This window comes from Acrocarpospora pleiomorpha (genome assembly GCF_009687885.1).
Classification (GTDB): Bacteria; Actinomycetota; Actinomycetes; order Streptosporangiales; family Streptosporangiaceae; genus Acrocarpospora; species Acrocarpospora pleiomorpha.
On the sequence record NZ_BLAF01000010.1, the window covers coordinates 74,185 to 98,326 of the forward strand.

The window sequence follows — 24,142 nt, forward strand, 5'->3', positions numbered from 1 at the left end:
GCCTTTCGCGCAGGTCGTACGTCCTGGCCTGCTGGCCCTACTCAGTCCTGCGGCTTGCGCCAGGTGATGCTGTAGCGCAACAGGAGGTGGCGGCGATACTGCGAGCCGGGCAGGATCTCGGCGGCCAACGCACGCATCTGCGGGTACGTCACCGGCGGCGGCCACACAATGGGGGACGGATGCTCCCAGCGGCCCTTCATGGCGCGGTGGAAGGTACCGACGGCGACGCCGGCCAGGTCGCGCGGCAGGTCGTTGGGCATGGTGCTACGGGCCAAGCCGACGATGGCCAGGACGCCGCCGGGGCGCAGCAGGTCGCGCATGCGGGCCAACCCGGTGGCGGCGTCCATGTGGTGCAGGGTGGCCACTGACGCGACGACGTCGAACGAGGCAGGTTCGAACGGGTAGGTGAGGAAGTCGCCGAGGACGTAGTCGACGTCGTCCGGGTGCTCACGGGCTTGGTCGATGCTGAGCCCGTCGAGGTCGATGCCGGTGACGCGCGGCACGGCCCGCCGGAGTTCGCGGGCGAGCATGCCCTCACCGCAGCCGACGTCGAGGGCGCGCTGGGCGCCATCAGGGATCGCGTGCAGGATGCGGGGGTGGTAATGGATGTTGTGGTTCCATCGCCTGCCGTTCTTCTCCGTCATGTGATCATCCTGCCGGACACGGGCGTTCGGCCGGCACAAGTGCCCTGGATATCCCGCCCGCGAGACTAGGCGTGTCGGACTCTTCGTTTTCTCCCCTAACCAGATCTGGTGGCAATTGGTTTCGGCTAGGGGTGGAGAAATTAGGGGTGTGCTCCACGGTACGGGTGTCGCACGCTGGTGCCCGGACAGGTTCACTTTCGCGTCACTCGTGCTCTCCCTCTACCGAACGGTATCCATGCTGGCCGGAATGGGTTCGGAGGTGCGCAGGAACCAGCCTCGTGAATGCGAGGTGAACGACGGACCTGAACTTGTCGGCACCCCTATCGATGCCGAGCCCATGCAAGAGGAAATACCAGGCGCCGAGCGCCTGACGACAAGGAGACCGATCGTGTTCCGACGAATCCTTCTCATTCCAGTCCTGTTAGTCAGCATGCTGACGCTGGCGAATCCCGTACAGGCTCAGGCGACTCCGCCGTCGCTGCGCATCCTGCTCACCAACGACGACGGGTACGCCTCGAGCTACACGCAGGCGCTGCGCACCGCGCTGATCGCCGCGGGTCACCAGGTCACGATCGTCGCCCCGGCGGCCGACGCGAGCGCCGTCGGCACGTCGATCAACATCAAGTTCGGCACCACCCTGACGGCGTCCCAGGTGTCGCCCGGTGTCTGGTCGGTCGCGGGCAGCCCGGCCGACGCGGTCGCGTTCGGCGTCAACACGGTCTTCGCCGGCAACCCGCCGGATCTGGTCGTCTCCGGCCCGAACCCGGGCGAGAACGTCGCCTCGCTCGCCAACCACTCGGGCACGGTCGGCGCCGCCGTCACCGCCCTCGCGGCCGGCCTGCCGTCGATCGCGCTGAGCGTCGCCAGGGACGGCTCGGCCTTCCCGACCATGACGCAGGCCACCGCGTTCGCCGTCAAACTGGTCAACCGTCTCGCCGTGACCGCGCAGAACGGCCGCCTGCTGCCGCCGCACACCGGGCTGAACGTGAACTACCCGACCGTCACGACCGGCCAGGTGAAGACCGCCTCCCTGGGCCTGTCGCTGCCGATCACCACGGCCTACACCCCGGCCACGGACGTCTGCCCGACGTGCTACCGCATCCTCCCGGTCTTCGCCACGACCCCTGACCCGGACAACAACTCCGACCGGACCCTGCTGACCGCCGGAAATGTCACGATCACCGCGATAGACGGGAGCTGGGAGGCCGGCCCTGTGGCCACCACCCTGGTCCGCGCCCGCGTGCACGGCCTCACCCCGTAATTCGCGAGCCGACTCGGACGAGTACCAGCGCCGAACTACTGCGATTTCAGTAGCGGAAATACCAGCAGGCGCACGACGACGGCAACGTTCATGAGGGGCGAGTCTGACGAGGTCCTCGATTCCGATACGGAGGCCTCGTTCGTGGCTGCGTTTCTCTACCGACTGGGCCGCCTGGCCTTTCGACGGCGCTGGTATGTCGTTCTGGTGTGGGTGGCCGTTCTGGGGGGCGTCGGCTTCGCGTCGGCCGCCGCGTCCGAGCTCCCTGACGACACCGGGTCGATGCCCGGCATCGAGGCGCAGAACGCGTTAGCCCTCATGCGGCAGCGGTTCCCCGGCAACGTCGAGAGGGCGACCGCCCGGGTCGTGTTCGTCGTCCCGGCAGGGGAGAAGGTCACCGACGCCGGGAACCGCGCGATCATCGACGGGCTCGTCGGCGAGGTGTCGCGGGGAGGCCAGGTCGCCGGTGTTGTCAGCCCGTTCCAGGCGCGGGCGGTGAACGAGGACGGGTCCACGGCGTACGCGACCGTCACGTATGCGGCGGCGTCCGGCGATCTCACCGACGCCACCAAGGATCACCTTCGGGCGGCCGTCGACCGGGCGCGGGCGGCGGGGTTGACGGTGGACGTCGGTGGACCGGTGCTGGCCAGTGAGCCTGAGGTCGGCGGGCTGAGCGAACTGGTCGGCGTCGCGCTCGCCGCACTGGTGCTGCTGATCACGTTCGGTTCGCTGGCGGCCGCGGGACTGCCGCTGGTGACCGCCGTGCTCGGCGTCGGCGTCAGCATGCTCACGATCTTCACCGTGGGCGGTGTCTTCGGGCTGTCCGCGACCAGCAGCACCCTGGCCTCCATGCTGGGACTCGCGGTCGGCATCGACTACGCCCTGTTCGTGGTCTCCCGCTACCGCGAGGAACGAGCCAAGGGACACCCGCCCCAGGAGGCCGCCGGCCTGGCCGTGGGCACCGCCGGTTCCGCGGTGGTCTTCGCAGGGCTCACCGTCATCGTCGCGCTGGCCGGGCTCGCGGTGGCCGGCATCCCGGCGGCGGGCAAGATGGGCGTGGCCGCCGCCGGGGCGGTCGTGGTCGCGGTGCTCATCGCGCTGACCCTGGTTCCCGCGCTGCTGGGCTTCTGGCCGGACGCCGTACTCGCCCGGCGGGTCCGTACGGGCGGGACGAGGAAGGAAGCGGACAACGCCGGGACTCGTTGGGCGCGGTTCGTCCTGCGCCGTCCTGTGCTCGTGCTGCTCGGCTCGGTCGTCAGCCTGGCGGTGCTGGCCGTACCGGTGGCGGACCTGCAGTTGGGCATGCCCGGTGACGAGGCCAAGTCCACCGCGACCACCGAACGCCGGGCCTACGACGAGCTCGCCGACGGCTTCGGGCCGGGCTTCAACGGCCCGCTGACCATCGTGGTGGACGCCCAAGGCGCGGGCGACCCGCGGGTCGCGGTGCGGACCATCGCCGCGAAGATCGCCGGCACGCCGGGCGTGGTGTCCGTCTCTCCGGCCCGGTTCAACCCCGCGGGCGACACCGCGCTGTTCACCGCCACCCCGTCCACGGCCCCCACCAGCGAGCAGACCAAGGACGTCGTCCGGATCATCCGCGGCGAACGGCCCGCCACGTCCGGCACCGGCGCGACCTTCCTGGTCACGGGTACCACGGCGGTGAACATCGACGTCGCGCGGAAGGTGCAGGACGCGCTCATCCCGTATCTCGCGATCGTGCTCGGCCTGGCCTTCCTCCTGCTGCTGGTGATCTTCCGTTCCGTGATCGTGCCGCTCAAGGCCGTCTTCGGCTTCCTGCTGTCCGTGCTCGCCTCGCTCGGCGCGGTCGTCGCGGTCTTTCAATGGGGTTGGGGCGCCGGCCTGATCGGCCTGCAGCAGACCGGCCCGATCATCAGCATGATGCCGATCGTGCTGGTGGGCATGATCTTCGGCCTGGCCATGGACTACGAGGTGTTCCTCGTCACCCGGATGCGGGAGGCGTACATCCACGGAGAGTCGGCCGGACAGGCGGTGGTCACCGGCTTCCGGCACAGCGCCCGGGTCGTGGTGGCCGCCGCCCTGATCATGATCGCGGTGTTCTCCGGGTTCGTCGGCGCCGACCTGCCCATGATCAAGATGATCGGGTTCAGCCTGGCCGCCGCCGTCCTCTTCGACGCCTTCGTGGTTCGCATGGCCCTCGTGCCCGCCCTCCTCGCGCTGCTCGGCCGGCGGGCCTGGTCGCTGCCGCGATGGCTGGACCGGCTGCTGCCCCGCGTCGACGTGGAAGGCGAAGCCCTCAGCCGTACGTGGCCGCCCGCGAGCCGATACGCGGCTGACCCACCTCGGGTCAGCTCCTAGCGTGGGAGACTCCCAGACAACCCCGGCCGGAGCATGCGATGACGATCAGCTGGCGCGAGTACGCCAAGAGCAACCCCCGCGTCGTCGACGTGGGACTCGTCGCCCTGCTGCTCTTCGCCACGTCCGGCCCCGCGGTGCTCAACAGCGACCTGTCCTACACCGACAGCCTGAGCTGGCGGTCCGCCGTTCCGCTGGCCGTGCTCGGCTCGCTGGCGCTGCTGTGGCGGCGCGGCCATCCGCGCGCCGTGGTCGTGGTCACCGCGGTATGCGCCGGCGCGGCCGGCGGTTTCGGCTACCTGATCACGCCGGTGCTGCTCGCCCCGGCGATGGTCGCGCTCTACGAGCTGGCCATACGAGTTCCGGGCCGGACCACCCGGCTGTACTGGCTCGCCGCCACGGCGTCGATCATCGTGTCGGCCCTGGCCGGTGACCGGTACGGCTATCCCTGGCTCCTCACGATCCTCAACCCCGTCCTCTTCCTCCTGCTGCCGGTCGCCCTGGCCGAAACCACCCGCCTCCGGCAGGATTACCTGGCCGCCGTCCAGGCGCGCGCCGAGTACGCCGAGCGCAACCGCGAGGAGGAGGCCCGCCACCGCGTCGCCGAAGAACGCGTACGCATCGCCCGCGAACTGCACGACGTCGTCGCCCACCATCTGGCCCTGGCCAACGCCCAAGCCGGTACGGCCGCCTACCTGACCCGCACCCGCCCCGATCAGGTCCAGGGGATCCTCACCGAGTTGACCGGCACCACGTCCGCCGCGCTGCGCGAGCTGAAAGCCACGGTCGGCCTGCTGCGGCAACCCGGTGAGACCAGCTCCCCGTTGGACCCCGCCCCCGGACTCGGGCAACTGCCGGAACTCACCGCCGCGTTCGCCTCCGCCGGGCTCCACGTCGAGGTCGCCGTCGAAGGCGAGGAACGGCCGCTGTCACCCGACGTGGACCTGACCGCGTTCCGCATCGTCCAGGAGGCCCTCACCAACGTCACCAAACACGTCACCACCCCCACCGCCCGCGTACGGCTGTCGTACGGCACAGACCGGCTCACCCTCACCGTCACCAACGACGCCGGACCCACCACGCCCGCGAACCCCGGCAAGGGCTTCGGCCTCATCGGCATGCGCGAGCGCGCCCACTCCGCGGGCGGCGACTTCCGCGCCGGACCCCGCCCCGACGGCGGTTTCACCGTCACCACCGACCTGCCGATCCTGCTCTGACGACGAAGACGGACCTATGACCATCCGCATCCTGCTCGCCGACGACCAGACGCTGCTGCGCACGACCTTCCGGATGCTCATCGAGGCCAACCCCGACATGGACGTGGTCGGCGAAGCCGCCGACGGCGAGCAGGCGGTCGCGCTGACCCGCACCCACCACCCCGACCTCGTCCTCATGGACATCCGCATGCCCGGCACCAACGGCCTCGCCGCCACCACAGCCATCTGCGCCGACCCGAGCCTGTCCACCACCCGCGTCCTCATCCTCACGACCTTCGAAACCGACGAGTACGTCGCCCAGGCCCTGCGCGCCGGCGCCAGCGGATTCCTCGGCAAGGACGTCTCCGCCGACGCGCTCCTCGACGGCATCCGCACTGTCGCGTCCGGCGACGCACTCCTGTCACCCACCGCCACCAGAGCCTTGATCACCCGATTCCTCGCCACCCCGGATGCGCCACCTGCCGAGCGACTGACCACCCTCACCAGCCGGGAACGCGAGGTCATGGCCCTGGCCGCCGAGGGCAGGTCCAACACGGAGATCGCCCACCATCTGGTCGTCAGCCCGCTGACCGTCCGCACTCACATCCAGCGCGCCATGACCAAACTGCACGCCCGTGACCGCACCCAACTGGTCGTCATCGCGTACCAAACCGGCCTGGTACGACCCCGATCCCTCCCGCTGACGAACAAGAATCCTTGAGGGCCTGTCGATTTGGCGGTGTCCTGTACGACGTCATGGTGAACCAACAGAACAACCCAACTGGAGTCGGACCATGAAGTACATGTTGCTGATCAACGCCGGTGCGGTCGACGGGAACGGCGCGGCCGCCGAGTGCAGCTTCGAGGACTGGGTGAGCTACGACAAGGAGTTGAAGGACGCCGGGATCTTCGTCTCCGGGGAGTCGCTGGCGGACCTGGTCACCGCCACGACGGTGCGGGTCGGCCCGGATGGCAGGCGGACCGTCACCGACGGACCGTTCGCCGAGACCCGCGAGGTTCTCGGCGGCTTCTACGTCATCGACGTGCCGGACCTGGATGTCGCGCTCGACTGGGCCGCCCGCAACCCCGGCGCGCGCGGCAGCGGGTCGGTCGTGGTGCGTCCGATCGCCGACTTCGGGGCCTGACGGTGCGGGACGAGGGAGCCGCCGCACCCGGCACGCCTGTCCAGTCCTCGGTGGAGTCGGTGTTCCGCGAGGAGCGCGGCCGGCTGCTCGCCTCCCTCGTCCGCCGTTTCGGCGATCTCGACCTGGCCGAGGAGGTCGCTTCCGAGGCCATCGAGGCGGCGCTGGTGCAATGGCCGGTCGAGGGGGTTCCGGCCAGGCCGGGCGCCTGGCTGCTGACCACGGCCAGGCGCCGGGCCGTCGACCGCCTGCGGCGGGACCAGGCCTACGCCGCCCGCCTCGCCATCCTCCAGGTGGAGGCCGACCGGGCCGACCCCGCTCCGCCCGCGGACGCCGGCGGCGACCTCCCCGACGAGCGGTTGCAGATGTTCTTCACCTGCGCCCACCCCGCCCTCGCGGCCGAGGACCGCGGCGCGCTGACCCTGCGCTGCCTGGCCGGCCTGGCGACGCCCGAGGTGGCGCGGGCCTTTCTGGTGCCGACCGCGACGATGGCCCAGCGGATCGTCCGGGCGAAGAAGAAGATCCGCGAGGCTCGCATCCCCTTCCGGGTGCCCGGCGCCGACGAGCTGCCGGAACGCCTGCCCGGAGTGCTCCAGGTCATCTATTCGATCTTCACGGAGGGATACGCAGCCAGCTCAGGCCCGCGGCTACAGCGGCTCGACCTCGCGGAGGAGGCCATCCGGCTGGCGCGGATACTGCGCCGGTTGCTGCCCGCCGAGCGGGAGATCGCCGGTCTGCTCGGGCTGATGCTGCTGATCCACGCCCGACGCGACGCCCGGACCGGCCCGGACGGCGAGATCGTGCTCCTGGACAAGCAGGACCGCGCCCGCTGGGACCCTGCGATGATCGACGAGGGCCGCGCCCTGGTGCTCACCGCGCTGACCGGCGGCCCGGCCGGCCCGTACGGCGTGCAGGCCGCCATCGCCGCCCTCCACGACGAGGCCGCCGACCTGGCAACCACCGACTGGCCGCAGGTCGTGGCACTCTACGACGTACTACTCGCGCTCACACCGTCCCCTGTCGTCGCGCTGAACCGCGCAGTGGCGCTGGCGATGCGCGACGGCCCCGAGGCCGGCCTGGCACTACTCGACGAACTGGCCGACGAGCCGCAACTGCGCGGCCACCACCCCTACCCGGCCGCCCGGGGCGACCTGCTGCAGCGCCTCGGCCGCCTGCCCGAGGCCGCGGCGGCCTACCGGGAGGCGCTCGAACTGGCCGGCACCGAACCCGAACGGGCCCACCTGCGCCGCAGGCTCAACGAGACCGAGCCGTGTTCCCGCAGGACGACAGCCCCGTAGGAGGCTCAGAGGTCGCGGCGTTGGAAGGCCACGGCCGCGAGTCCGAGGACGAGGACGACCCACAGGCCGGTCCAGGCCAGGTAGGCGGTGGTGAGCGGGGCCGCGCTCAGGAACGGGGAGCCGCCCTGGAGCGCCGGGCCGCCGAACTGGGTCAGCACGGCCGGGTCCTGGAACGCGTGCATGGCCCCGCGCCACAGGCCGTCGGTCGGGAGCAGCATCTGGGAGACCGTGCCGACCCGGGCGACGCCCGCGTTGCCGAGGGTCTGGCCGACCCAGCCGACCACGCCCGCGATCCAGGTGGTGCCGAAGAGGCCGACCGCCACGATGCCCGACGCCATCGGCGAGATGACGGTGGACAGCAGCAGGCCCAGGGTGAGCAGGACCGTCGTCTGCGCCGCGAGCAGCGCCAGACCGGCCAGCGGCTGCGGTGGCCAGTAATCCACGGTGACCCAGACGATGACGAACTGGGTCAGCCCGGCCATGGCCACGAAGCCGCCGCCGAAGGCCACGAGCCCCAGCCACTTGCCCGCCAGCACCGCCGAGCGGCGGATCGGCCGGGCCAGGACGGCCAGCGCCGCCCCTGACTCGATCTCGCCGGCCAGGGTGGGGCCGGCGAGGAACGCCGTGCCGAGCGCGGCGATCAGGCTCAGGCCGAACATCACCAGGTTGAGCACCTGGGCGGCCGCCAGCCGGGCCTCTCCGCTGGTGAGCGTGGCGAACTCCGCGTCGAGCCGGGAGAACCCCCAGGCGCTGAGCGTGAGCAGCGCGAGCGTCATCGCGGCGAGCGCGAGCAGCACGCGCCGGCGCGCGGCCTCCTGGAGGGTGAGGGAGGCGACGGTGAGCACGGTGGTCATCGGTGGTCCCCCGTGGGGTCGGTGCGGAGAATGTCCAGCAGTCGCTCCTCGAGGCTGATCCGTCCGGGCTCGACCGCGTGGACGCGTACCCCGAGACCGACCAGGTCGGCCACGAGGTCCGGCACGGTGGTGGTGTCCTGGTCGGCGGCCAGCGTGACGGTGAAAGAGTCCCCGTTCCGGGTGAGCCGGCCGGTGGCGGCCAGCCGTGCCTCCGCCGCCGCGCTCACCTCGTCCAGCCGCAGCCGCAGCTCGCGCTGGCCGAGCAGCTCCGCCAGCGTGCCGGCGGCGGCGACCTGGCCCTTGTCGAGGATGACGACCCGGTCGCAGACCCGCTCGACCTCGCCGATGAGGTGCGAGTTGAGCAGGACGGCGACGTCGCGGGCCTTGAGGGACAGCAGCAGGTCGCGGACGTCGGCCCGGCCGATCGGGTCCAGGGCGCTGGTCGGCTCGTCGAGGACGACCAGCTCCGGGCGGGCCACCAGGGCGACGGCCAGCCCGAGGCGCTGCTGCATGCCCTTGGAGAAGCCGCCCACCCGGTCCCCGGCGCGGTCGGCGAGGCCGACGGCGGCCAGGCACTCGCGCCGTTCCTGGTCCGGCACCACGGCGCCGGCGAGCCGGACGTGCAGGGCCAGCACCTCGGCGGCGGTGAGCCACGGCTGGTACCGGAACAGCTCCGGCAGGTAGCCGACCCGGGCACGGGCGTGCGGGTCCCGCGCCGGCCGCCCGAGCAGCAGCACCTCGCCGGCGTCGGGCCGGACGAGCCCGAGCAGGATCTTGATGACGGTGGTCTTGCCCGCTCCGTTCGGTCCGAGCAGGCCCACCACTTCGCCGCGGCCGACGGTGAGGGACACGCCGTCGACCGCGGTCCGCCGCCGGTACCGCTTGCGCAGGCCGGAGCACCACACCGCCGCCGCGGGGGGCAGCTCGGCGAGCAGGGAATTGCCCTGCCGGGTCGTGGAGTCCGCGCTCACCGCAACCCCCGGGCCACCGACAGCACCTCGTCGCCGCTCATCGAGCCGGCCACCGCGGTGACGACACCGTCGTCCGTCCAGATCACGGCCGCGAGCGTGCCGTCCCGTGTGGTGAGCACCGTAGCCGGCGCCCCGCCGACGTCGGCGGCGGAGCTCGTCAGCCACTCGTCCGACGCGAACAGGGGCAGCGTCGTCCCGTCGCCGGAGAAGCCGCGCAGCTGCGCCTCGACGGTATCCGGCAGAACGTGCAGGGACAGCAGGTAGTCGCGGCCCGTCTCGAACGGGACCCCCGAGGAGTACGCGGTGGGCGCGACGGCGCGCACCACGGCCAGGGCGGGCACGGGGCGGCCCTCCGACCAGACCGCGCCGAGCCCCGGACCGGCGATCAACCGGAACCGGCTGCGGTCGAGGCCCGGCGGCGCCGGTGGCAGCGTCTGGCCGGCCGCCGCGACGGTCCGCGCCGTCCTCTCGGCCGAGAAGGTGAACTCCGCGCTCACCTGGCCGCCGACGTAGTACGTGGGTTCTCCCGTGACGCCGCGGGGCAGCACGCTCACCCGCGGGACGGAAAGACCGCTGGCTTTCGCCGCCGCGTCGGCGTCGGCGACCCTGCGGATGGCGATCTTCTCGGTCACCTTGAGCTCGCCGAAGGCGGACAGGTCGGGCAGCTTGACCAGGTCGGCCCGGGGGATGGTGACCGGGGCGATCTGCTCGGTCCGGAAGATCTGCAGCCAGTCCGCGGCGGCCGCGGCGCCACCCCCGATCAGGAGGGCGACGGCGCTGACCGCGGCGACCACCGGGCTGCGCAGCGCCGCGCGCCATCGGGCGGCGGGCGCGGCCCTGGCCGCCCGTTCCTCGGCGGCGACCGCGCGGGACAGGCGGCGCCACCCCGTGTCCACGTCCACGGCGAACTCGACGCTCAGCGCCGCGCCGGCGACCGCCGCGTCCTCCTGTACGGCTGCCAGCCCGGACAGGCACACCGGACAGCCGGCGATGTGCTCGCGGTCGGCGGTGGCGACACCGGCCGGCTCGTCCAGGAGCCGGCGCAGCGTGCCGTCAGTCGGATGACGCATGACGGTTCAACTCCTTACGCAAGGCGGATTCGGCGCGTCGCACGGTGGTGCCCACGCTGCCGGGGGACAGATCGAGAGCGGCGGCGACCTCGGCGTAGCTGAGGCCGCTGTGCCGCAGGACGAGGGCGACGGCCTGCCTGCGGGGCAGCCGCGCCAGCGCCGCCCGCACGCGGCGGCGCTCGTCGCGGGTCACGACCGCGTCGGCGACATCCGGGCAGACGGCGTCACCATCGTCGGCGGCCTCTTCCCGGGAGGCGCGGCGACGGCCGGAGCGGAGGTGGTTCAGCGCGGTGTGCGCCGCGGCGACGGACAACCATCGCACCGCCTCCCCGGCCGGCACCGAGGAGCGCCCGAACGTCAGGAACACCTCCTGCGCCACGTCCTCGGCCGCGTCCCTGGATCCGAGCACCCGGGCGGCGACCGCGACGACCCGCGGATAGGCCGTGCGGAAGACCTGTTCGAGGTCGGCCCGGACAGCCTCTCGTCCCGGCGGACTCGACACCTCCACGCCGTCCTCCCGCCCGGCCGCCGCGCCATGTCCCGTACCGGACAGGACGGCCGGTGCGCTCCCACCATGCCCTACAACGTCCACACATGTAGAGCACCGCCGGCGCCCCACATGTGACACCGGCTCTATCGAGTCCCGTAGGCTGGGGGAGCGCGCGCAGGACGCCACCGGTCCGCGGGAAGGGCCAAGCCCACCTGATGCTCATCGAACGACCTGGCCCGACCTCTTTTCCGGCCTGCTCATGCGGACACCAGGCCAGACGGAAATGAGGTTCTGGTGCCCATCCATCGCCTGCCCGACAACCCCAGCATCGAACGGCTCCGCAAGCAGGCCAAAACACTCCTGCAGTATGTGAAAGCGGGAGTCCCCGAAGCGCTCGGACTCGTCACCGAGTTCCACCCGCGACCGCCGCAGACGCTTAAACTGTCCGACGCGCAGCTCGTCACAGCCCGCATGTACGGCTTCGCGAGCTGGCCCAGGCTGAAGGACCACATCGGCACCGTCGAGCGATACTCCCGCTCGCCGCACCTGGTCGTGCCGAGCGAAGAGCCGCCGCAGGAGTTCCTGCGGCTCGCCTGCCTCACCTACGGCTCCGACTACCCGGGCCGGACCGGGGAAGCCGACCTGCTGCTGGCCCGGCATCCGCGGCTGGCCACCGCGAACGTCTTCACGATGGCGGCCACCGGCTCCGACGACGCGCTGGCCGACGCGCTCGCCGGGAATCCAGGGCTGTCCCGGATCCAGGGCGGTCCCTTCGGGTGGGAGCCGCTGCTGTACCTGGCCTACGCGCGTCTTGCCGCTCCCGGCCGGTACGTGGCAGCGGCCCGCCTCCTCCTCGGCCATGGCGCCGATCCCAACGCCGGATTCCTGTGGGACGGGCTGACCTCGCCGTTCACCGCGCTCACCGGCGCGTTCGGCGGAGGCGAGGGCGACCAGCCACCCCATCCGAAGGGCCCGGCGCTGGCCAGGCTGCTGCTGGAGGCAGGAGCGGATCCCAACGACAGCCAGACCCTGTACAACCTCGGCCTCGGCGGCTCCTTCTCCGACGACACCGCCCACCTTCAGCTGCTGCTGGAGTTCGGCCTGGGCCGCGGCCAGGGCGGGCCGTGGCAAGCCAGGCTGGGTCCGACGCTGCAGTCCCCGCAGCAGCTGCTGCGCGACGAACTGGCCACCGCCGCGCTGCGCGGCGGCCCGCGGCGGGCCCGGTTGCTCCTCGCGCACGGCGCGGAGGTGAACGGCCTGGGCGGGCATCCGGCGTACGGCGGGCGCACCCCCTACGAGCTCGCCCTGCTGAACGGGCACACCGAGGTCGCGGACCTCCTCGCCGCCGCAGGCGCCTCGGCGGTGCTGGAGGAGATGGACGCGTTCACCGCCGCCTGCATGCGCGCCGACGCCGACGCGGTGGCCGGACTCGGCCCTGAAGCGCTGACGCGAGCGCTCGCCCGATCCCCGGAACTGATCGGCACCGCGGCCGAGCAGCGCAAGCCCGCGGCGGCGCGCCTGCTCGCCGGCCTCGGCTTCGACGTGAACCACCTGCGTCGATCCACCCCGCTGCACGCGGCCGCCTGGAACGACGACGTGGAGACGGCCAGGACCCTGATCGAGCTCGGCGCCGACCCAACGATCAAGGACACCGAACACGACGCGACCCCACTCGGCTGGGCCGAGTACGGCGGCAAACACCGCGTGGCGGCGTACCTGCGAAGTCTGGAGTGAGTTCGGAACCTCTCCCTGACCCACGATCAGGGAGAGGTATCACGCGAGCGCCGGTGACTCCTTCGGCGTCAGGCCTCGTCAGTGCACGAAGGCTCGCGAAGGAACGTGGTCGTGGCGGCTCCGGAGGCGTTGCCGGAGCTGTCCACCGCGCGGACCGCGATGGTGTTGGCGCCTACGGGGACGATGCCGATGGTGGAGGTCCCGGCGCCGCGCACCCAGTTTTCGTGCTGGCCGTTGACGAGGATCTCGTAGTCGATCGCGGGCTGGGGATCGTTGTCGTCACTCGACTGGGCCCAGGTCAGCGTGACGGTGAAGCAGGCATACCTCGCCATCTTCGCCGTAAGTCCGGTGGGAACCGACGGCGCTCGCAGGTCTGTTCGCGGGGGTGTGCTGAGCGTCAGGGTGTTGGATGAGGGCGAAGCGCCGAACGCCTGGCGAATAGCCCGCACCGAATACGAATGCGACGACTGCGGCGTGAGTCCCCGGAAATCCAGCGTCACAGTCGGCACGCCGTACCAGGAAAAGGCGGGGACTGAGGCGACCATCGTCGCCCCGTCGAAGACCTCGTAGCGATCGACGTCCCAGCTGTCGTCGGGTTGGCCGAAGGCGAGGCCGACCCGGGAGGGAGCCACCTCGATGGCGCGCAGGTTCGCCGGTCCCGGCGGAACCACGCCCGGACCGCGGGTGGTGACCGTGAGGGTGCGGCTTGGCGGTGAGGTGTTGCCGACGCCGTCGACGGCGACGACATGGAAGGAATAGTTCGCTCCCGGGACGAGTCCGGAAGCGGTGTAGCGCACCAATGGCGTGGTCGCGACCAGTGCCCCATTCTGGTAGACCCGGGCGCGGATGGTTCCGACGCTTCCGAGGGTGTTCTGCGACCAGGCGAAGGAGATCTGGGTCGCGGTGACGTTGGTGACGCGCACCCGCTCCGGCGCGGACAGGGCGGCAGCCGTGGCCGGAGCGGGTAACAACACCGCGGTAACTGCCACCACCGCGAGAACCGCGGCGATCCTATAGAGCCGCTTGCTCATCTACGCTTCCTTTCCTGGGCGACGATTCCGCGGTAATACGTCCCTGCGACGCGCCATGGATTCCACCGTGCCGATGTTTTCGAGGCGTTCCTCAGCCAGCACGTCCAACCCGCGCCACCGAGGCGGGCGACAGGGCGGCTCGGTGCTTCGAAGAGCGCGTCATCCGGCCGAGCCGATGGGTCGCACGCCGCTCGCCAGTTCGGGGGCGCTGGTTCGCCAGGCGTACCAGCCGCGGCACAGCACGTAGGCCACGAGGGTCGTCACCGTGAGGGTGAGGTCGACGAAGGCGGTCATCGGCGCGTCGGGCATGTCCCACATCGCGAAGGAGTAGACGGTGATCGCGCCCTTCTGTAAGAGCAGGAGCTCCCACAGGCCCCATTGCCTGCGGGGTGCGACAGCGAGCACGGCCCACAGGCCTGCGAAGACGATGTAGGCGAACGTCCGCCAAGCCTCGGTGATGACGCGATCGTCGGACACGCTGGCCATGATCACGAGCCCGTTCGCGAACGCGCCGAGGGTCGCGACCGCGTCGAGGGCCATCAGCCCGCGCCCGATCCGATCTGCCCAGCGGGCCGGGCGGCGAACGGTGGCGGAGACGCTAGCTCCAATGGTCATGAGAACTCCTTGTGTTGGGGGGACCGCTGAGCGGGTCGCCATCGCGGATCGGGGCTCACCAGCGAGCTCCGGTTGCGATGGAGGTTAGCTTTGGTTACGAGCCTTAACTTTAGCGTCGGTTCGTATTGAACGCAATGGGGCTACACTCTGGTCATGTCCATGAACGGCGACACCGAAGGCCTGACCCGCCGGGAACGGCTCCGGCGGCAGACGGTTGAGGAGATCAAGCAGCGCGCCTTCGAGCTTGTCGACGCCGGGGGAGTGACCGAGGTGACGATCGCGTCGGTCGGAAAGGCCATGGGCATGAGCCCGCCGGCGCTCTACCGCTACTTCCCCTCACGCGACGCGCTGCTGGAAGCGCTCGTCGTCGACGCCTATGCCGACCTCGGGTCCACCGTCGCGTCGGCCGCGCGGAGCGGGGCGGAGCAGGACGCTCCGGCCAGGGTCGTCCTCATCGCCCAGGCCTACCGGCACTGGGCATTGGCCCACCCACGCCGGTACGCGATGCTCTTCTCCGACCGCTCGCCTGGCGCGCAGGACCCTCCGGACGGCATCACCGCGTTCAACCAGGCCATGCTCGCGCTGCTCCCCGCCCTGGGGGAGATCGCACCGCCGTCCGCCGCCGACGCCGCCACCCCGCTCGAGGAGGCGTTGCTGCGATGGGCGCAGGAGATCGGCGCACCCGCGGACATCCCGCTGGCGGCGCTGCGGCTCGGTGTGCTCGGCTGGTCGCGCATCCACGGGCTCATCTCGCTCGAGATCGCCGGTGCCTTCGACAGCATGGGCATGGACGCCGGGCTCCTGATGGCCGCGGAGATCGAGACCGTGATCAACGCGGCCGGCGGCTAGCGTGTTTCAGGTAGGCGGATCTCGGGCGACGATCAGCCGCGCTCGTGAGCCGCTGCTCCGGCGCGACCGAGGGCGGCGCCGATGCGGGCGCGCGGGTCCGCGGCCCCGGCGAGCATTCCGGAGGGCAGCACGTCGATGAGGTGCGCGTGCCCGAAGTTGTCGCCGTACGGCTCGTGGCGGACCACGTGGCCGCGTTCGGCCAGGCCGGGCGCCCAGGCGGCGCCCTCCTCGACCTCGACGACGACCTCGCCGCCGTGCCAGGTGTCGAAGCCGGTGCTGCGGTCGACGCCGAGCGCCCAGCGCGGCGCGTCGATCACCTCGCCGGGGGTCTGGCCGTGGGCCAGCAGGCGGGTGACGAGCTGGAGCAGGATCTGCGGTTGCGCGTCTCCGCCCATCGTCCCGATCACCGTGCGCAGCGACCCGTCCGGGCGGGTGATCAGGGCGGGGGACAGGGTGTGCGGGGGGCGGCGGCCGGGGCCGTACTCGGCGGGGTGGCCGGGCGTGAGCGAGAAGCCGATGCCGCGGTTGTGTAAGTTGATCCCCGTGCCCGGCTCGAACAGCAGGCTGCCGAATCCGGCGGCGTTCGACTGGATCAGCGACACGCCCATGCCGTCGCCGTCCACCGCGCACAGGTAGGTGGTGTCACCGCGGGCCGTCGCGCCGCCCAGCCCTGCCGTACGGCGGTCGGGGTCGACCAGCGCGCGGCGTTCTGCGGCCGAGCCCAGCGGGGCGAGCCCGCCCTCGTGCAGCACCTCGAGCCGGTCGTGCCCGGCGGCGCGGGCGGCTTCGACGAGCAGGTGGGCCCAGCGCGGGTCGGACGGATCGCCGGGCAGCTCGAACCCTTCCAGCACGCCGAGCGCGAGCAGCAGCAGGTAGCCCTGCGAATTGGGAGGGATCGTCCATACGCCGTGCCCGAACGCGGTGACCTGCAGCGGGGTCACCCAGTCGGCGTTGACCCTGGCCAGGTCGGCCTCGGTGTATTCGCCGCCGCCGAGGGCGAGCAGCCCGCGGCCGAACTCCCCCTGGTAGAAGCCCGCGCGCCCACTCGTCGCGATCGCGTCGAGCGCCCGCGCCACGCCAGGCCGCCGCACGCGGTCGCCGACAGCCCGGATCTCGGCGAAATCACCGGCTCCCGGCAACGACCCGATGAACGGCGCCCCCGGCACGAGCAGCGGCGATGCCGGAAAGCCGTCGGCAGCCAGCTGTATCGCGGGTGCCAGGACCACGTCGAGCGGGAGCCGCCCGAAGCGCTCGTGCAGCGTCAGCCAGCCGTCCACGCAGCCGGGCACGGGCACCGACCGGATGTCGTACAGATGGGGCATCCGGTCGTGGCCCTCGGCGCGCAGCCGCCGCGGGTCCGCGCCGCTACCGGCGCGCCCGGAGGCGTTCAGCGCGCTCACCCCGGTGCCGTCATGCACCAGGGCGAACAGATCTCCGCCCAGCCCGCACATGTGTGGCGCCGTAACCGCCAGCACCGCGTTGGCCGCCACGGCCGCGTCAGCGGCACTGCCCCCTCGGTCAAGTGCGGTGATCCCCGCGGACGAGGCGAGATGATCAATCGTGCAAACCATGCCGTTGAGGGCGTATCGGGTATCAGTCATATCAGGACATTAGGCTTTCCCGATCGCCCTGAGGAAGATCCTCTAGCTTGCCGGTGCCTGACCCAGGTCGCCCGTGGAAGTTCCATCGGATGCTTATCGCTCGAACATCCCGATGAACGCTTCGGCGCTCTCCCGCAGCGCGTCGTCGATGGTCTGGCCCTTGCCGCGGTAGAACAATGGGCGGCCCACCAGGGCAGCCGCGCCACCGGCCATCGACAGGTGGGCGTAGTGCGTGACGCGTTCGTGCAACCGGTCGGTGGGGACGACTTCGTCGACGATGCCGAGGTCGAGGGCCCGCGCCGCCGTGAAGGGCTGGCCCGTGAGCGCGTTCGTGATCGCTGCCTTTTCCGGGACGCGGCGGGCGGCGGCGACCTGCGCGATCATGGGCCAGGTCCCGAGGGTGGCCTCGATGGTGCCGAGTCTGCTGCCCTCGACCGCGATCACGATGTCGGCGGCGCACACGAGTCCGAAGCCGCCGGCGAGCGCGTCGCCGTTGACGGCGGCGAGGATCGGGGTGCGCGAGCGGGGAAACCGGCCGAACAGGTCGACCGCGGCCGCCGCGAACGCCTTGGCGGTGCCGGTCTCGCGCAGCCTCGGCCCGTCGGCTCCGCCGCAGAAGTACTCGCCCTCCCCGGTGATGACGATGGCGCCCGTGTCGGCGTCGTCGTCCAGCTCGACGAGGGTGCGATACAGCCGTGCCGTGAGGTCGGCGTCCAGGAGGTTCCTGGGCGGCCTGCGCAAGGTCACCCAGGTCACGCGGCCCTCTCGCCGCAGGTCGATCGTCATCGCACGACCTCCGTCAGGCCGGCTCCGGCGGACTGCAGCGCGTCCAGGGCCAGCAGGTCCGCTTCGGCGAGTCCGTGCCCGATCGTCGAAGTGATCAACTGCTGGACCGCGGCCGCGAGCGGCATGGGCACCGCCAGCTCACGGGCGGCTCCCAGTCCCAGCTCGAAGTCCTTGCGGAGCATCTCCATGGTGAACGTCGGCTCCCAGTCTCGTGTCGCCACCGCTTCGGCGCGGGCCCTGACCCACGGAGATCCCAGGACCGTGCCGCCGAGGAACTCCACGAAGGCGGCACGGTCGGTGCCCGCCTTCTCCGCCAGGCTGGTGACCTCCAGCAGCGCCTGGACCATGACCCCCAGGTAGAGGTTGTGGCACAGCTTCACCAGCCGGCTCTGCTCCGCCTCGCCGGCGTGTACGACGGTCCCGGCGAGAACCGACAGCCACGGCCGGACGAACTCGTGCACCGCGGCGGGGCCGGAGGTCACGATGCAGGCCGCGCCGGCCGCGACGACAGCCGGATTGCCGCTGACCGGCGCGGCGAGGAAGTCGCTCCCCACCGTGCGGCAGGCCGCACGCACGGCATCGGACGTTTCCACCGACACGGTCGAGCAGTCGACGAGGACCCCGGGACTCCGGGGCCCAGTGAGCACCCCTCCCTGGCCGTACGTCACGGCTACCAGGTCGGCCGGGCCGCCCACCGTGACGAATACGATGTCGCAGGCCCCCAGCTCGGCCGCGGTGGCGGCCACGGCCGCCCCGCGTTCGGCCAGCGGCCTGGTACGGGCGGCGGTGCGGTTCCACACGATCAGTTCGTGGCCGGCGTCGAGCAGCCGGGCCGCCAGAGCGGTCCCCATCCGCCCGGTTCCGAGCCACCCCACGGTCGTCATCGGCCGGCCCCGTTCGCGGGCAGTTCCACGCCGGTCCAGTAGCGGGTCCCCGCCACGTACAGCTGGTCGGCAGGGAAACGGGTGAGCAGCCGGCATCCGTCCGCGGTGACCACCAGCTCCTCCTCGATCCGGGCCGCGGCGGAGCCGTCGGGAGTGGGCCAGTACGTCTCGATCGCGAACACCATTCCTTCGACGAGCTCGATGGGATGCTCCAGCGAGTGGTAGCGGCTCATCAGCGGCCGTTCCCACAGCCCGAGCCCGATCCCGTGGCAGTACTGCAGCCCGAAGGCTTCTTCTTCGGTGGCGAAACCGAACTCCCCGGCGGCCGGGAAGTGCCGGACGAGGTCGGCGGAGCTCGCGCCCGGCCTGACTTCGGCGATGGCGTTGTCCATGTATTCGCGTGCCCGCTTGTAGGCGTCGCGCTGCGCGGAGTTGGCGCTGCCGACGTTCAGGGTGCGGTAGTAGCAGGTCCGGTAGCCGTTGTAGGAGTGGATGATGTCGAAGTACGCCGTGTCGCCGGGCCGGATGATGCGGTCCGAGAAGACATGCGGATGCGGGCTGCACCGCTCGCCGGAAATGGAGTTCACGGCCTCCACCTCCTCGGAGCCGTTCTCGTAGAGGAAGCGGCTGACCAGCGCGACGCAGTCGTTCTCGCGGATGCCCGGCCGCAGGGCGCGGTAGAGCTCGTCGTACGCGCCGTCGACGAGGGCCGCCGAGTGGTCGAGCAGGGCGATCTCGTCGGCGGTCTTCACCGACCGGGCGTCCAGCATCAGGCTGTTGCCGTCCTCGACCCGCAGGCCCTCGCGCTCGAGCGCCCGCAGCACCGGCAGCTCCACGACGTCCACGCCGACCGGCTCGTCCGCCAGCCCGTGCTCGCGCAGCAGGTTCGCCAGCCTGCGCGCGTTACCGGCCTCGATCCCCACGTTCTCCGGGACCGCGCCGCGCCACGTCGACAGGCCGGCCCGCCAGTTGTCCTTCCCGAACCAGGGCGCGAACATCTGGTGGGTCCGCGCCGCCGACCCGATGTCCCACAAGATGGGGTCCTGTCCCCGCATGAGCAGCGCGCACCGGAAGAACTTGTCCCGGGCCCAGTTGCCGATGTGGGTCGCGGTCACGTACCGGATGTTGTTCATGTCGAAAAGGATCAGCGCGCCGAGGTGGGATCTTTCGAGTTCGGCGCGGGCCTTCGCCAGGCGCTCGGCGCGCAGCCGATCGAAGTCGACGCGGCGTTCCCAGTCGACTCCGCTGGTCGCGCCCGGCGAGGCGACGGGCGCGGATCCGCCGGTGGCCCGGTAGAAGGCGGGCAGGGTGGTGGACATGAGGGCGGTCCTCCGAAGGTTCTGGTTGGGGGTCATACCGGGGAGTACTCACCGGCTGCCGCCGGCGAGGCGGTGACGGCCGGGGGCGGGCCGGGGCGGCCGAGCACGGACCAGGCGGCGTCGACCACCGATCGGGTCGACAGGCCGTACTTGTCGAACAGGTAGGCGGCGTCGAGCGAACCCTCGGCGAAGACGTCGCGGATCCCCACCCGGCGCAGCGGCCGGCCGATCCCCGCCTCGGCCAGAGTCTCGGCGACCGCCGAGCCCAGGCCGCCGACCACCGAGTGGTTCTCCACGGTCACCACGGCCCGGCACTCAGCGGTGACGGCGCGGACGGTGCGCTCGTCGAGCGGCTTGACGACCGGGACATGGACCACCGAAGCGGCCACGCCATGCTCCCCGAGCACCTCCGCCGCGGCGAGGACCGGGGCGAGCATCATGCCGGAGGTGATCAGGGCGACGTCCGTGCCTTCGGCCAGAATGTACGCCCGGTCCAGCCGGAGGCGATGGTCGCCGGGGAAGATGACGGGGATCTCGCCGCGCTTGAGCCGGACGTACACCGGCCCGGGGACCTCGGCGACCGCTTCGGCGACCTGGTCCGCCTCGACGGCGTCGGCGACGTCCACCACGGTCATGCCCGGGAGCGCGCGCATCAGGGCGACGTCGTCGATGGCCTGGTGGCTGGGCCCGCCAGGGGTGGAGAGTCCCGGCATGAATCCGATGATCCGCACCGGGAGCCGCGGGTAGGCGATCGCGTTGGCGATCTGGTCGTACGGACGCCGCGTCGCGAACACGCCGAAGGTGTGCACGAAGGGCTGGTGCCCGCACCGGGCGAGCGCTCCCGCCAAGCCCATCATGTGCGCCTCGGCCATCCCGGCGTGCACGAACCGCTCCGGCAGCCGATCCCGGAACAGATCGATCTCGCACTGGCGGGTGAGATCGCCGCTGAGGCACAGGATGTCCGCACGGCTTTCGGCCAGGCGCAGCAGGGCCCTGCCGTAAGGCTTGAGCACCGTCGGATAGACCAGCGACGTCATCGGAAGGACTCCAGTTCCTCGGTCAGCTCCGCCACGGCGGCTTCGGCCAGCTCCGGCGGGAGCTTGATGAAATGCCCGTCCGCGTCGGGCGGCAGGCACCGCAGCCCGTGTACGGTCGACGTCCGGCAGACCAGAACCGCGGGACGCGCGGTGTCGCGACCGGCCTCCTCCAGCGCCTCGGCGACGGCCGCCACATCGTGCCCGTCAAGATCGACCGCGTGCCACCCGAACGCCCGCCACTTCTCGGCGATGGGCTCGATGGTGGTGATCGAGTCGACGGGCCCGTCGACCTGCGAGTTGTTGGCGTCGAGCAGCACCGTGAGCCGGTCGAGGCGGTGGTGACCGGCGAACATGGCCGCCTCCCACACCTGCCCCTCCTGCAGTTCCCCGTCGCTCACGAGCGCGAAGACACGGCCGTCACGTCCGCGCATCCTGTCCGACAGGGCGAACCCGGCCGCCGCTGACAGGCCCTGCCCGAGCGACCCGCAGGTGTAGTCGAGGACCGGCGACCGCTCGGTGCCGATGGCCTCCACTACCGCGCCGTTCCCGCCGTAGGTCGCCAGGACGTCGTCGTCGATGAGGCCGAGTTCACCGGCGGCGGCGAAGGGAGCGATCACGTAGTGCCCGGGGCTGCAGACCAGACGGTCGACGCCGAACCGCAGGACGGCGAACACGGCCGCCACCTGCTCGGCGGCCGAGAGCGCCTGGCCCAGATAGCCGAAGCCCTGGGGCGCGACCATCCGGACCGCCCGCAGCCGGATGGCGGTCGCGAGCCTTCGTGGATCCATGTCGGTGGGGCGGGTGGCGATGGTCATGGGTTTCTTCCGATCGGACGGCCGGTGATGCGCTCGCCGACGCTGTAGTCGAGCGCGAAGCGCGCCTGGCAGAGCTCGTCCAGCCGGCTGAGCAGGCGCTGGTGCGCCGGGTGCGTCCAGTAGGCCGCCAGCCCTTCGGCGCCGGTCAGCCTGGCGAGGCAGCCATGGGTGTAGCCCTCGGCGAGCCCGGACGCGTTGGTGTTCTCGCCCCAGGTGAACTCGAGCAGCTCCGGCAGGGTTCCCCTGACTCCCTCGCCGAAGGCGCGCAGCTCTTCGGCGAGGGCGGCGACGCGCTCGGGGAAGGGTTTGAAGATCACGTAGTGCTCCAGCATGATGTTCCTTTCGTCACGAGGCGAGAGCGCCGAAAGCACCGCGATAGAACAGCAGTGGCCCGTCCGTTCCGCCCGCAGCGAGGTCGACGACGCGACCGAGGACGATGAAGTGGTCGCCCGCCTCGTGCACCGAATGCACGTCGCATTCGATGTGCGCCAGCGCGGACTCGAGGATGGGAGCTCCGGTGCGGCCGGGCCGCCAGGGCACGCCGTCGAACTTGGGACCGCCCGATTTCGCGAACTTCAGGCTGAGGGCGTGCTGGGCGGAGTTGAGGATGTTGGCGCAGAAGACGCCGCCGCGGGCGATGCGGGGCCAGGAGGTCGACGTGCGCTGCGGGCAGACCAGGATCAGCGGCGGCTCCAGCGAGGCGCTCACCAGGGACTGGACGGTCATGCCGACCGGTTCGCCGCCGTCGATCCCGGTGATCACGGCGACGCCGGTGCAGAAGTGCCCGAGCACCGATCTCATCGTGCCCACATCGACGGTGGGAGCTATCCCGTCTCGGGGAACGCCGGAGGCCGGCCCGGGATCGGCTGTGACCATCTCCATCTTTCTTCCTTATCGATCTCGTTGTCCAGGACGACCTCGCCGAGCACCGCGGCGGTCCGCAGCGCCACCTGCAGTTCGACCCTCGGCAGGGCGGAGAGCTCCTTGCCGAGCAAGGTCTCGATCTTTTTGACCCGGTAGACGACGGTGTTGCGGTGGGTGTGCAGGTGGCGGGCCGTCTGCGCGACGCTGCGCTGGACTTCGAGGTATTCCGCGAGCGTGTCGCGCAGCTCGCTCGCCCGGGGGCTGTCCTCGGCCAGCGGGCCGAGCATCCGCCGTACGAAGGAGCGGGCGAACTCGAGGTCACCGGTGACGAGCGCGACGAGCTCCACGTCCTCGTAGTCGCACAGCCAGTCCAGGCGCGGCCCGGCGAGCGCGGCGACGCGGGCCGCGTGCAGGGCACGCGCGTGGCTGCTCCGGAACCCGGCCACGCCACGCGCGCGCCCGCCCAGCGCCATCCGCGCCCGCCGCGCGGGCAGCGGCGACTCCGCCAGGGAACGCAGCCCCTTGTAGACACCGCCCGCGTGCCAGATGTGCACGGTGGAGGGGCCCGTCCACCGCCGCAGCGAGGCCGGCCCGCCCAACCGGCGATCCAGCCGGTCGAGCGCGGCCTCGAGTTCGTCCTCGGCGCCGGAGTGGGCGTACGGCGCGTCGAGCCAGACCACCGACGCGACGTGCTCGCCGTCGAGCGGGTAGCCGAGCGCCGCCGAGACCTGCTTGGCGTCGAGGGCGGAACCCGAGAGCACGTTGCCGATCAGCTCGGCCCGGAGCGCGGCGGTGGAGCGGGACCAGCGCTGGGCCTCCAGGGAGTACCGGGCCGCGATGTTCGAACCGAACAGGTCGAAGCAGCGGAACAGCAGCTCGTTGGCCGCCTGGGCGTCGGTGACCGGGAGGCTGCGATGCTCGATCTCGGCGAGCACGTCCCGGGTGATGATCTCCTGGCAGAGGTGGATCCCCCGGAGTACCAAGTCGAGCGGGATGCCTCGCCGTACGTACGAGACGGTGGCGTCCGCAGGCTCCGCGCCTGGCCACAGTGCTTCGATGTCGCCGTGCAGGAACGCCCGCAGCATCGCCAGCGTCGTCGACTCGACGGCGCGGCGCAGGAGCTGCTCGGCCGCGAGATCACCGCCGAACGCGGGCAGGATCACGATGATGTGGTCGGCGGCGCGGCGAGCGGTCGCCACGCCCCAGGCGACCGGTCCTGGACCCAGCTCGGCGGCCGCGAGGGTCCTGGTCGGGGCGTCGCTCAGCGGCTCGACCGGTTCACCCTCCGGCGGAGTCAGCTCGAGCAGCCAACGCGTCACCGGCGTCCCGGGAAATGTCCCACCCATCGAC

Annotated in this window: 24 protein-coding genes; 8 read left to right on the forward strand and 16 right to left on the reverse strand. The window is 71.5% G+C overall.

Going from position 1 to position 24,142, the window contains the following annotated elements; genetic code table 11:
- Nucleotides 1-41: 41 nt before the first annotated feature.
- Nucleotides 42-644, reverse strand: a complete 603-nt coding sequence (locus Aple_RS09960; RefSeq protein WP_155344225.1) for a class I SAM-dependent methyltransferase — start codon at nucleotides 642-644, stop codon at nucleotides 42-44.
- 388 nt (nucleotides 645-1,032) lie between these two features.
- Between Aple_RS09960 and surE the strand changes: the two genes are divergently transcribed.
- From surE to Aple_RS09990, 6 genes are all read left to right on the forward strand, one after another.
- On the forward strand, nucleotides 1,033-1,905 hold the full coding sequence (gene surE, locus Aple_RS09965; RefSeq protein WP_170321378.1) for a 5'/3'-nucleotidase SurE: 873 nt from the start codon (nucleotides 1,033-1,035) through the stop codon (nucleotides 1,903-1,905).
- 141 nt (nucleotides 1,906-2,046) lie between these two features.
- Complete coding sequence (locus tag Aple_RS09970) at nucleotides 2,047-4,239, forward strand: MMPL family transporter (protein WP_155344227.1); 2,193 nt, start codon at nucleotides 2,047-2,049, stop codon at nucleotides 4,237-4,239.
- A gap of 38 nt (nucleotides 4,240-4,277) precedes the next feature.
- Nucleotides 4,278-5,453 carry a sensor histidine kinase gene (locus Aple_RS09975; protein WP_155344228.1) on the forward strand — a complete coding sequence of 392 codons (1,176 nt, stop codon included), beginning with the start codon at nucleotides 4,278-4,280 and terminating at the stop codon, nucleotides 5,451-5,453.
- A gap of 16 nt (nucleotides 5,454-5,469) precedes the next feature.
- Complete coding sequence (locus Aple_RS09980) at nucleotides 5,470-6,153, forward strand: response regulator transcription factor (RefSeq protein ID WP_155344229.1); 684 nt, start codon at nucleotides 5,470-5,472, stop codon at nucleotides 6,151-6,153.
- Between the two features lie 73 nt (nucleotides 6,154-6,226).
- Entirely contained in the window at nucleotides 6,227-6,577 is a 351-nt protein-coding gene (locus Aple_RS09985) for a YciI family protein (protein ID WP_155344230.1), read from the forward strand.
- A gap of 2 nt (nucleotides 6,578-6,579) precedes the next feature.
- Nucleotides 6,580-7,872 carry an RNA polymerase sigma factor gene (locus Aple_RS09990; protein WP_155344231.1) on the forward strand — a complete coding sequence of 431 codons (1,293 nt, stop codon included), beginning with the start codon at nucleotides 6,580-6,582 and terminating at the stop codon, nucleotides 7,870-7,872.
- Nucleotides 7,873-7,877: 5 nt separating this feature from the next.
- Here the strand turns inward: Aple_RS09990 and Aple_RS09995 are convergent, their stop codons facing one another.
- From Aple_RS09995 to Aple_RS10010, 4 genes are read right to left on the reverse strand one after another with little or no spacing between them, the layout of a single operon-like run.
- A complete protein-coding gene (locus Aple_RS09995) occupies nucleotides 7,878-8,726 on the reverse strand; it encodes an ABC transporter permease subunit (protein WP_155344232.1) in 849 nt (282 codons plus the stop codon).
- Nucleotides 8,723-9,697, reverse strand: a complete 975-nt coding sequence (locus Aple_RS10000; RefSeq protein ID WP_218038217.1) for an ABC transporter ATP-binding protein — start codon at nucleotides 9,695-9,697, stop codon at nucleotides 8,723-8,725. Before Aple_RS10000 ends, Aple_RS09995 begins: the two co-directional genes overlap by 4 nt.
- Complete coding sequence (locus Aple_RS10005) at nucleotides 9,694-10,767, reverse strand: hypothetical protein (protein ID WP_155344233.1); 1,074 nt, start codon at nucleotides 10,765-10,767, stop codon at nucleotides 9,694-9,696. The genes Aple_RS10000 and Aple_RS10005 overlap by 4 nt, the downstream gene beginning before the upstream one ends.
- A complete protein-coding gene (locus tag Aple_RS10010; RefSeq protein ID WP_218038218.1) occupies nucleotides 10,751-11,359 on the reverse strand; it encodes a sigma-70 family RNA polymerase sigma factor in 609 nt (202 codons plus the stop codon). The genes Aple_RS10005 and Aple_RS10010 overlap by 17 nt, the downstream gene beginning before the upstream one ends.
- Before the next feature lie 192 nt (nucleotides 11,360-11,551).
- On the opposite strand from Aple_RS10010, the gene Aple_RS10015 reads away from it, so the two are divergent.
- On the forward strand, nucleotides 11,552-12,991 hold the full coding sequence (locus tag Aple_RS10015; RefSeq protein ID WP_155344234.1) for an ankyrin repeat domain-containing protein: 1,440 nt from the start codon (nucleotides 11,552-11,554) through the stop codon (nucleotides 12,989-12,991).
- Between the two features lie 68 nt (nucleotides 12,992-13,059).
- On the opposite strand, the gene Aple_RS10020 is transcribed toward Aple_RS10015, so the two are convergent.
- Together Aple_RS10020 and Aple_RS10025 are read right to left on the reverse strand one after the other, a co-directional pair.
- On the reverse strand, nucleotides 13,060-14,022 hold the full coding sequence (locus Aple_RS10020; protein WP_155344235.1) for a fibronectin type III domain-containing protein: 963 nt from the start codon (nucleotides 14,020-14,022) through the stop codon (nucleotides 13,060-13,062).
- Between the two features lie 159 nt (nucleotides 14,023-14,181).
- Nucleotides 14,182-14,637, reverse strand: coding sequence for a hypothetical protein (locus Aple_RS10025; protein ID WP_218038219.1), 456 nt, complete (start codon nucleotides 14,635-14,637; stop codon nucleotides 14,182-14,184).
- Between the two features lie 153 nt (nucleotides 14,638-14,790).
- Here Aple_RS10025 and Aple_RS10030 point away from each other — a divergent pair, with 153 nt between their 5' ends.
- Complete coding sequence (locus Aple_RS10030; protein WP_155344236.1) at nucleotides 14,791-15,486, forward strand: TetR/AcrR family transcriptional regulator; 696 nt, start codon at nucleotides 14,791-14,793, stop codon at nucleotides 15,484-15,486.
- 32 nt (nucleotides 15,487-15,518) lie between these two features.
- On the opposite strand, the gene Aple_RS10035 is transcribed toward Aple_RS10030, so the two are convergent.
- The 9 genes from Aple_RS10035 to Aple_RS10075 form a co-directional block, all read right to left on the reverse strand.
- The gene (locus Aple_RS10035) at nucleotides 15,519-17,087 is read right to left on the reverse strand and encodes a gamma-glutamyltransferase family protein (RefSeq protein ID WP_155344237.1); all 1,569 of its coding nucleotides are present in this window, start codon (nucleotides 17,085-17,087) and stop codon (nucleotides 15,519-15,521) included.
- A 93-nt stretch (nucleotides 17,088-17,180) separates the two neighbouring features.
- Complete coding sequence (locus Aple_RS10040; protein WP_155344238.1) at nucleotides 17,181-17,873, reverse strand: enoyl-CoA hydratase/isomerase family protein; 693 nt, start codon at nucleotides 17,871-17,873, stop codon at nucleotides 17,181-17,183.
- Nucleotides 17,870-18,757, reverse strand: a complete 888-nt coding sequence (locus Aple_RS10045) for an NAD(P)-dependent oxidoreductase (protein ID WP_155344239.1) — start codon at nucleotides 18,755-18,757, stop codon at nucleotides 17,870-17,872. Before Aple_RS10045 ends, Aple_RS10040 begins: the two co-directional genes overlap by 4 nt.
- Entirely contained in the window at nucleotides 18,754-20,076 is a 1,323-nt protein-coding gene (locus Aple_RS10050; protein ID WP_155344240.1) for a M24 family metallopeptidase, read from the reverse strand. Before Aple_RS10050 ends, Aple_RS10045 begins: the two co-directional genes overlap by 4 nt.
- 32 nt (nucleotides 20,077-20,108) lie before the next feature.
- Nucleotides 20,109-21,113, reverse strand: coding sequence for a transketolase family protein (locus tag Aple_RS10055; protein WP_155344241.1), 1,005 nt, complete (start codon nucleotides 21,111-21,113; stop codon nucleotides 20,109-20,111).
- Nucleotides 21,110-21,928 (reverse strand): thiamine pyrophosphate-binding protein, encoded by an 819-nt coding sequence (locus Aple_RS10060; protein WP_155344242.1) that lies wholly within the window; start codon nucleotides 21,926-21,928, stop codon nucleotides 21,110-21,112. Before Aple_RS10060 ends, Aple_RS10055 begins: the two co-directional genes overlap by 4 nt.
- Nucleotides 21,925-22,260 carry a Dabb family protein gene (locus Aple_RS10065; protein ID WP_155344243.1) on the reverse strand — a complete coding sequence of 112 codons (336 nt, stop codon included), beginning with the start codon at nucleotides 22,258-22,260 and terminating at the stop codon, nucleotides 21,925-21,927. The genes Aple_RS10060 and Aple_RS10065 overlap by 4 nt, the downstream gene beginning before the upstream one ends.
- 13 nt (nucleotides 22,261-22,273) lie before the next feature.
- Nucleotides 22,274-22,810 (reverse strand): flavin reductase family protein, encoded by a 537-nt coding sequence (locus Aple_RS10070; protein ID WP_246264324.1) that lies wholly within the window; start codon nucleotides 22,808-22,810, stop codon nucleotides 22,274-22,276.
- Nucleotides 22,753-24,138, reverse strand: coding sequence for a PucR family transcriptional regulator (locus Aple_RS10075; protein ID WP_155344244.1), 1,386 nt, complete (start codon nucleotides 24,136-24,138; stop codon nucleotides 22,753-22,755). The genes Aple_RS10070 and Aple_RS10075 overlap by 58 nt, the downstream gene beginning before the upstream one ends.
- Nucleotides 24,139-24,142: the final 4 nt, after the last annotated feature.